The organism is Paraburkholderia sp. SIMBA_053, assembly GCF_046534895.1.
GTDB classification, from domain to species: Bacteria; Pseudomonadota; Gammaproteobacteria; order Burkholderiales; family Burkholderiaceae; genus Paraburkholderia; species Paraburkholderia caledonica.
In genome coordinates this window covers 1-300 of record NZ_JAWRXU010000404.1, presented here as the reverse complement: position 1 = coordinate 300, position 300 = coordinate 1, and the positions used below count along the sequence as shown (strand labels likewise).

The window sequence follows — 300 nt, the reverse complement described above, 5'->3', positions numbered from 1 at the left end:
ACGCCGCGTCAAGGCTCCCACCATCAGCGGTGGCCAGCAGTGCTGCGTACCCAATACGCTCCCGGCACACGACCTGCGCACGATCCGGTCAACCTGAACACACTTAACGGAACCAGCATGTTTGACAAAGCCCAAAGCACCATCGCCAATGTCGATCCGGAAATCTGGAAGGCAATCCAGGACGAAGACCGCCGTCAGGAAGCGCACATCGAACTGATCGCGTCGGAAAACTACACGAGCCCGGCCGTGATGGCCGCGCAGGGCTCGCAGCTCACCAACAAGTACGCCGAAGGCTACCCG

General features: G+C 60.7%; 1 pseudogene. It reads left to right on the top strand.

The window, feature by feature from the left end:
• Positions 1-117: 117 nt before the first annotated feature.
• A pseudogene (gene glyA / locus SB753_RS36175) lies at positions 118-300 on the top strand (serine hydroxymethyltransferase); the annotation flags it as partial.